Genomic DNA, 6,319 nt, shown 5'->3' with positions numbered 1-6,319 from the left:
CATTACCCTGGCCTCCGAGCAATAATCGCTATTACCGCCATAATCGCGGGCGCACGCACGTCAGTGCAGAGGGGCAGGCATACCGCGATAACGTCGCCCGAATCATTAAAAACGCAATGCTGGATATCGGCCTGGCTATGCCTGTGAAAATCCGCATTGAGTGCCACATGCCGGATCGCCGTAGCCGTGACCTGGATAATCTGCAAAAAGCCGCTTTTGACGCACTCACTAAAGCAGGTTTCTGGCTGGATGATGCTCAGGTCGTTGATTACCGCGTTGTGAAGATGCCTGTTACCAAAGGTGGGAGGCTGGAACTGACCATCACCGAAATGGGGAATGAATGATGTTTGAGTTTAATATGGCAGAACTTCTTCGCCACCGCTGGGGGCGTCTGCGCTTATATCGTTTCCTCGGCTCTGTTTTGACCGATTACCGAATACTGAAGAATTACGCCAAAACACTGACAGGAGCAGGAGTATGAAGTCAGAGATAACAATCAACTAATACTGTTTTGTTGATTTTTGCTTGTAATTGGCGTTCTGGTCTGAGTTTTGTGGAGTAAGTTGATGCGTGATATTCAGATGGTTCTTGAGCGTTGGGGAGCGTGGGCGGCTAATAATCATGAAGATGTGACCTGGTCGTCCATTGCCGCCGGTTTTAAGGGATTAATTCCTTCAAAAGTAAAATCTCGCCCGCAATGTTGTGACGATGACGCGATGATCATTTGCGGGTGCATGGCCCGTCTGAAAAAGAACAACAGCGATTTGCATGATTTATTGGTGGACTATTATGTCGACGGCATGACTTTTATGGCGCTTGCACGTAAGCATGGGCGATCTGATTGTTGGGTTGGCAGGATGCTCCAGAAAGCTGAGGGCGTAGTGGAGGGTATGCTGATGGTGTTGGATCTCCGATTGGAGATGGATGCTGATTGTTCGAAATAATTAAAGGAAAAGTTGCTGTCTGATTCTCATTAGTCTAACATTTTAAATGTTGGAATCGCAACGTAGTTATTATCATATAACAGCTTGTTTCCTGATTTAGCCAGCCTCCCCAAAGGCTGGTTTTTTTCTAATAAGTATTATTTCGGGTAGGGATTTTATTGTTTAACCCATAATAATTCATTGACATTGAATCCCAACTTTTGAGCGGTTCGCACATAGTCTGCTTTTACTTTATCTGGAATAGTTGGGGTCCTTGCCAGAATCCATAGGTATTCTCTGTTCGGACCACTGACAAGAGCATACTTATACTCATCATCCAGTTTGATTACATTATAGCCACCATAGAAGGGGCCAAAAAACGAAACCTTCAACGCTGCAGTTTTAGTATCTCCAGTAAAGTATGCTTTACCTTCGCTCTCGCTCCATTTATTTTTCGTTGGATCGTATCCACGGTTAAGTACACGAATCCCTCCGTCGTTCCGTTTTCCATAGGTAGCGCTGACCTGTTCCAGACCACGTTCGAACCGGTTCTCGAGGCGAGCTATTTCATACCATTTTCCGAGGTAGCGGTTGGCGTCAAAATTTGTAATCGGCTGCACACCTTTAGGTGGTGTCGGGGCCTTACATGCTATAAGAGTGAAAGAGAGTGCAATGCCAGTCAACACAGGCCATAACTTCATAATAAATCCTGTACTTTTGATAGTTGAGAGTAAGTATGAAAGATAGATGATTACGACCGATCACTTAAAGAACTTTCATACTATATTAGGAATAGTCTATAACAGAAAAATTGTCAGTGATGACGCCAGAAAGGCAATTTATTCCGTGCACTACACAGTTTATGTGTTAATGAATTAGTCAAGGGGGAGAATATGATAAAAAAACCTGTGATTGGAATCAGCGGTTGTTTGGCCGGCTCTGCTGTTCGTTTTGATGGTGGTCACAAAAGAGCTGACTTTTTAATGGACAAATTAGTGGAATGGGTAACATTCAGACCAGTATGTCCGGAAATGGCTATAGGGCTGCCAGTTCCGCGTCCTGCTCTACGTCTTGTGCGCTCGACGCAAGGAAATATACGGATGTGTTTCAGCCACGACCAGAATGAGGATGTGACAGAGAGAATGACAGAGTTTAGTCGTTCTTATATGGACAAATTAAAGGATGTATCGGGGTTTGTGGTTTGTGCTAAATCTCCCAGCTGTGGCATGGAGCGCGTGCGTGTCTATGATGAAAATGGTAATCGAGGTCGTAAAGATGGAGTGGGACTATTTACGAGCACTTTGATGGAAAAGTTTTCCTGGCTACCGGTTGAAGAGGATGGGCGATTACATGATCCAGTGCTTCGTGAGAATTTTGTTGAAAGAGTTTTTGCTTTGCATGAGCTCAATCACCTTTACAAGGAGAAATTATCAAGAAGAGAGTTATTAGCTTTTCATAGTCGTTATAAGCTTCAGTTGTTGGCGCATAGTCAGGCAGGCTATAAAGATATGGGACCATTTGTGGCTGCAATACACGAGTGGGCGGACCTTGAATCATACTTTGAGGTGTATCGTGATAAGCTGATGGCGATTCTCAGAAAACCTGCATCACGTAAAAATCACACGAATGTGCTGATGCATATACAGGGGTATTTTAGTAACTACTTAAGTACACGCCAGCGTAAAGAGTTGAGCGAGGTTATACTTAACTATCGTTCTGGCACATTACCTCTTCTTGCGCCGTTGACTCTGCTGAAGCATTATCTGGGTGAGTATCCTAATGATTACTTGCTTACACAGAATTACTTCGATCCCTATCCGGACGAACTGGCTCTAAGACTGATGGTAAATTAATTGTATGCGATATCATCCAAAAGGATGAGTTCCTGCATGCAGGATATTTACAATCGTAAAAACTACACTATGATATCCAGAGTGTCAGTTTGTATAAAAACTCTGTTTACGCTGAAGAAACCATTGAGATGCAACTTAAAGTTGGTAAACATGCCAGTCAAAATATATAATATTATGATTCCACGCAGCTATATATAATATAACAGATTGGTTTAATAATTTGTCTTTGTGAGTTAAATACATAATTTTATACTTGTGATGCAATGAGATTTTCCTTATTGTTGAACTGGCGAATATTGATTTTCCACCTATACTTACCTGGTGTAACCCCAATGATATCAGGTGGATAATATGCCATACATATGTTCTATCATTTTGGTGTTGAACTCGTTTGATGTCCGAATTGGTAAAGAAGATATTTTGTTTAAAAAAGGAAGTGCTGTTCTCATTGATTACAATTTAAAAGATTTTTTTTCATCAAATATAGATCATGTAATGATCGTAGATGTTGAAGAGAAAACAGTTAATGATTTCTTTAAAAGCAACACACTCTCACCTTTTTCTGTAAGAAGGTTTTATCCGGCATACTTGATGGTGGAATGTGAAGATTTTTCATTGTTAAAGAACTTGATTGCATGCTTGAATTGTGATGGCAGAACTGTGGATTTTGTTAGAAATCAAATATCACTTGCATGTCTTGCTATCTTATCTTCAGAGAAAATAGTGCAAAGTTTTTTATTTGGATGTCTTAATAGTTTAGGAAGTAAAGTTAAGGCTATTATTCACACGGATATATCTGCAGCATGGAGACTTTGTGATATATCTTCAAGACTGTATCTGAGTGAAAGTCTGTTAAAAAGAAAATTAAAGCACGAAGGCTTATCATTTAGTAAGTTAATTCTTGAAGAGCGAATGGTGATGGCGGAAAGGTTATTAAGCTACAATTTATATTCTGTTGGAAAAGTTGCTGAGATATGCGGTTATGAAAACACGTCATATTTTGTAAGTGTTTTCAGAAGATATTTTGGTGTTCCTCCCCATCAATATTCATCAAGACTTTTTTTAGAAAAAGACATGATGTAACGTGATGCGTTTTAATGATTTTGTAATTTTCGTATTTGATAATTGTATGATGCTTTCAGCTACGCCAGAATAATCGCTGGCGTTTTTCTTTTTGAATAGATGTTCAAGCCTTACGCTAATGTAACTTCTATACCTTTCCTCTTCGTTCCGAACCGTGTACACCATCCGTTATTTGCGGAGGTGAGGCTATGAAATCCATGGATAAGTTAACAACGGGCATTGCCTACGGCACCTCCGCAGGCAGTGCTGGCTACTGGTTTTTACAGCTGCTCGATAAAGTCACGCCCTCACAGTGGGCAGCAATAGGTGTGCTGGGTAGCTTGGTATTTGGCTTGCTGACGTACCTGACAAACCTTTATTTCAAGATTAAAGAAGATAAGCGCAAGGCTGCGAGAGGTGAATAATGCCTCCATCATTACGAAAAGCCGTTGCTGCTGCTATTGGTGGCGGAGCAATTGCTATAGCATCAGTGTTAATCACTGGCTCAAGTGGTAACGATGGTCTGGAGGGTGTCAGCTACATACCATACAAAGATATTGTTGGTGTATGGACTGTATGTCACGGGCATACAGGAAAAGACATCATGCTCGGTAAAACGTATACCAAAGCAGAATGCAAAGCACTCTTGAATAAAGACCTTGCCACTGTCGCCAGACAAATTAACCCGTACATCAAAGTCGATATACCGGAAACAACGCGCGGCGCTCTTTACTCATTCGTTTACAACGTGGGTGCTGGCAATTTCAGAACATCGACGCTTCTTCGCAAAATAAACCAGGGCGATATCAAAGGCGCATGTGATCAGCTACGTCGCTGGACATATGCTGGCGGTAAGCAATGGAAAGGTCTCATGACTCGTCGTGAGATTGAGCGTGAAATCTGTTTGTGGGGTCAGCAATGAACAGAGTAACCGCGATTATCTCCGCTCTGGTTATCTGCATCATCGTCTGCCTGTCATGGGCTGTTAATCATTACCGTGATAACGCCATTACCTACAAAGCCCAGCGCGACAAAAATGCCAGAGAACTGAAGCTGGCGAACGCGGCAATTACTGACATGCAGATGCGTCAGCGTGATGTTGCTGCGCTCGATGCAAAATACACGAAGGAGTTAGCTGATGCGAAAGCTGAAAATGATGCTCTGCGTGATGATGTTGCCGCTGGTCGTCGTCGGTTGCACATCAAAGCAGTCTGTCAGTCAGTGCGTGAAGCCACCACCGCCTCCGGCGTGGATAATGCAGCCTCCCCCCGACTGGCAGACACCGCTGAACGGGATTATTTCACCCTCAGAGAGAGGCTGATCACTATGCAAAAACAACTGGAAGGAACCCAGAAGTATATTAATGAGCAGTGCAGATAGAGCTGCCCATATCGATGGGCAACTCATGCAATTATTGTGAGCAATACACACGCGCTTCCAGCGGAGTATAAATGCCTAAAGTAATAAAACCGAGAAATCCATTTACGAATGTTTGCTGGGTTTCTGTTTTAACAACATTTTCTGCGCCGCCACAAATTTTGGCTGCATCAACAGTTTTCTCCTGTCCAATTCCCGAAACGAAGAAATGATGGGTGATGGTTTCCTTTGGTGTTACTGCTGTCGGTTTGTTTCCAACAGTAAACGTCTGTTGAGCACATCCTGTAATAAGCATTGCCAGAGCGGCAGAAAACAACATTTTTTTCATCTTATTATCCTGCATTGTTAAAAACGGCAGAATCCTATGTGACAACAATTAAACGATAGTTAAATGGATTGATGAAAATTAAAACTATATAGGTGGATGCTCAGCCTATTGGAGGAGGGGGGGGCACTCAGAATCCTGTGGAATGAAATAAACCGCTCTATCTGTTCATTACCCTTTTAGCAGCGCTGTATCGTCGCCGTATTCCCGCATTAACCATGACCGTAGCCCGACGGGGAATTCCTTCTGCGTGAGTGTGCGGGAATAATCAAAAACGATGCACACCGGGTTTTTACCGCGTTTATGGTTCGCGGGGGTGTCCCTCATGCTCGCCAGTCCTGTGCGGGGGTGGAAGAAACAGGACGTGTATTCAGGTCTGTGTGACTGTGGTCGCAAGACTTTTGTCGTTCAGCTATTAAATCCCATTACGAAGTAGACCAGAACGGCCAACGGGTCCTTTCCGGCGATCCGACAGGTTACGGGGCGGCGACCTCGCGGGTTTTCGCTATTTATGAAAATTTTCCGGTTTAAGGCGTTTCCGTTCTTCTTCGTCATAACTTAATGTTTTTATTTAAAATACCCTCTGAAAAGAAAGGAAACGACAGGTGCTGAAAGCGAGCTTTTTGGCCTCTGTCGTTTCCTTTCTCTGTTTTTGTCCGTGGAATGAACAATGGAAGTCAACAAAAAGCAGCTGGCTGACATTTTCGGTGCGAGTATCCGTACCATTCAGAACTGGCAGGAACAGGGAATGCCCGTTCTGCGAGGCGGTGGCAAGGGTA

Annotated in this window: 11 protein-coding genes; 9 read left to right on the top strand and 2 right to left on the bottom strand. The window is 43.1% G+C overall.

Annotation, left to right across the window (positions count from 1 at the left end; genetic code table 11):
- From rusA to ACJHXB_RS24560, 3 genes are all read left to right on the top strand, one after another.
- A partial coding sequence (gene rusA / locus ACJHXB_RS24570) for a crossover junction endodeoxyribonuclease RusA (RefSeq protein ID WP_410233549.1) occupies positions 1-344 on the top strand: 344 nt, incomplete at its 5' end.
- Positions 341-481, top strand: a complete 141-nt coding sequence (locus tag ACJHXB_RS24565) for a YlcG family protein (RefSeq protein ID WP_042043673.1) — start codon at positions 341-343, stop codon at positions 479-481. The genes rusA and ACJHXB_RS24565, both read left to right, overlap by 4 nt.
- An 85-nt stretch (positions 482-566) precedes the next feature.
- Complete coding sequence (locus ACJHXB_RS24560) at positions 567-944, top strand: antiterminator Q family protein (RefSeq protein ID WP_218363072.1); 378 nt, start codon at positions 567-569, stop codon at positions 942-944.
- A 155-nt stretch (positions 945-1,099) separates the two neighbouring features.
- On the opposite strand, the gene ACJHXB_RS24555 is transcribed toward ACJHXB_RS24560, so the two are convergent.
- A complete protein-coding gene (locus ACJHXB_RS24555; RefSeq protein WP_000780581.1) occupies positions 1,100-1,624 on the bottom strand; it encodes a lipocalin family protein in 525 nt (174 codons plus the stop codon).
- A 192-nt stretch (positions 1,625-1,816) separates the two neighbouring features.
- On the opposite strand from ACJHXB_RS24555, the gene ACJHXB_RS24550 reads away from it, so the two are divergent.
- The 5 genes from ACJHXB_RS24550 to rzpD all read left to right on the top strand — a co-directional run bounded on the left by ACJHXB_RS24550 (position 1,817) and on the right by rzpD (position 5,218).
- Positions 1,817-2,776 (top strand): YbgA family protein, encoded by a 960-nt coding sequence (locus tag ACJHXB_RS24550; protein WP_000592546.1) that lies wholly within the window; start codon positions 1,817-1,819, stop codon positions 2,774-2,776.
- 351 nt (positions 2,777-3,127) lie between these two features.
- On the top strand, positions 3,128-3,859 hold the full coding sequence (locus ACJHXB_RS24545) for a helix-turn-helix domain-containing protein (protein ID WP_001146309.1): 732 nt from the start codon (positions 3,128-3,130) through the stop codon (positions 3,857-3,859).
- 188 nt (positions 3,860-4,047) lie between these two features.
- On the top strand, positions 4,048-4,263 hold the full coding sequence (gene essD / locus ACJHXB_RS24540) for a phage lysis protein EssD (RefSeq protein ID WP_000839582.1): 216 nt from the start codon (positions 4,048-4,050) through the stop codon (positions 4,261-4,263).
- Positions 4,263-4,760, top strand: coding sequence for a lysozyme RrrD (rrrD, locus tag ACJHXB_RS24535; protein ID WP_001135296.1), 498 nt, complete (start codon positions 4,263-4,265; stop codon positions 4,758-4,760). The genes essD and rrrD overlap by 1 nt, the downstream gene beginning before the upstream one ends.
- Positions 4,757-5,218, top strand: a complete 462-nt coding sequence (gene rzpD, locus ACJHXB_RS24530; RefSeq protein ID WP_001082739.1) for a prophage endopeptidase RzpD — start codon at positions 4,757-4,759, stop codon at positions 5,216-5,218. The genes rrrD and rzpD overlap by 4 nt, the downstream gene beginning before the upstream one ends.
- 31 nt (positions 5,219-5,249) lie before the next feature.
- Here rzpD and iss read toward each other — a convergent pair whose 3' ends face one another.
- Positions 5,250-5,543 carry an increased serum survival lipoprotein Iss gene (gene iss, locus ACJHXB_RS24525; RefSeq protein WP_000738421.1) on the bottom strand — a complete coding sequence of 98 codons (294 nt, stop codon included), beginning with the start codon at positions 5,541-5,543 and terminating at the stop codon, positions 5,250-5,252.
- A gap of 667 nt (positions 5,544-6,210) precedes the next feature.
- On the opposite strand from iss, the gene ACJHXB_RS24520 reads away from it, so the two are divergent.
- Positions 6,211-6,319: terminase small subunit (locus ACJHXB_RS24520; protein ID WP_001657962.1), on the top strand; the 109-nt coding region annotated here is incomplete at its 3' end.

The sequence above is a fragment of the Escherichia sp. WS3227_2 genome (assembly GCF_046486495.1).
GTDB lineage: Bacteria > Pseudomonadota > Gammaproteobacteria > Enterobacterales > Enterobacteriaceae > Escherichia > Escherichia coli.
The sequence above is the reverse complement of the archived record's forward strand: the minus strand, read 5'-3'. Positions and strand labels throughout refer to the sequence as shown.

What these genes read in the sequence shown, in the direction of transcription:
- ACJHXB_RS24565 (WP_042043673.1), top strand. Translation starts at nt 341, where the DNA reads ATGATGTTTGAGTTTAATATGGCAGAACTTCTTCGCCACCGCTGGGGG.
- ACJHXB_RS24560 (WP_218363072.1), top strand. Translation starts at nt 567, where the DNA reads ATGCGTGATATTCAGATGGTTCTTGAGCGTTGGGGAGCGTGGGCGGCT.
- ACJHXB_RS24555 (WP_000780581.1), bottom strand. Translation starts at nt 1,624, where the DNA reads ATGAAGTTATGGCCTGTGTTGACTGGCATTGCACTCTCTTTCACTCTT.
- ACJHXB_RS24550 (WP_000592546.1), top strand. Translation starts at nt 1,817, where the DNA reads ATGATAAAAAAACCTGTGATTGGAATCAGCGGTTGTTTGGCCGGCTCT.
- ACJHXB_RS24545 (WP_001146309.1), top strand. Translation starts at nt 3,128, where the DNA reads ATGCCATACATATGTTCTATCATTTTGGTGTTGAACTCGTTTGATGTC.
- essD (WP_000839582.1), top strand. Translation starts at nt 4,048, where the DNA reads ATGAAATCCATGGATAAGTTAACAACGGGCATTGCCTACGGCACCTCC.
- rrrD (WP_001135296.1), top strand. Translation starts at nt 4,263, where the DNA reads ATGCCTCCATCATTACGAAAAGCCGTTGCTGCTGCTATTGGTGGCGGA.
- rzpD (WP_001082739.1), top strand. Translation starts at nt 4,757, where the DNA reads ATGAACAGAGTAACCGCGATTATCTCCGCTCTGGTTATCTGCATCATC.
- iss (WP_000738421.1), bottom strand. Translation starts at nt 5,543, where the DNA reads ATGAAAAAAATGTTGTTTTCTGCCGCTCTGGCAATGCTTATTACAGGA.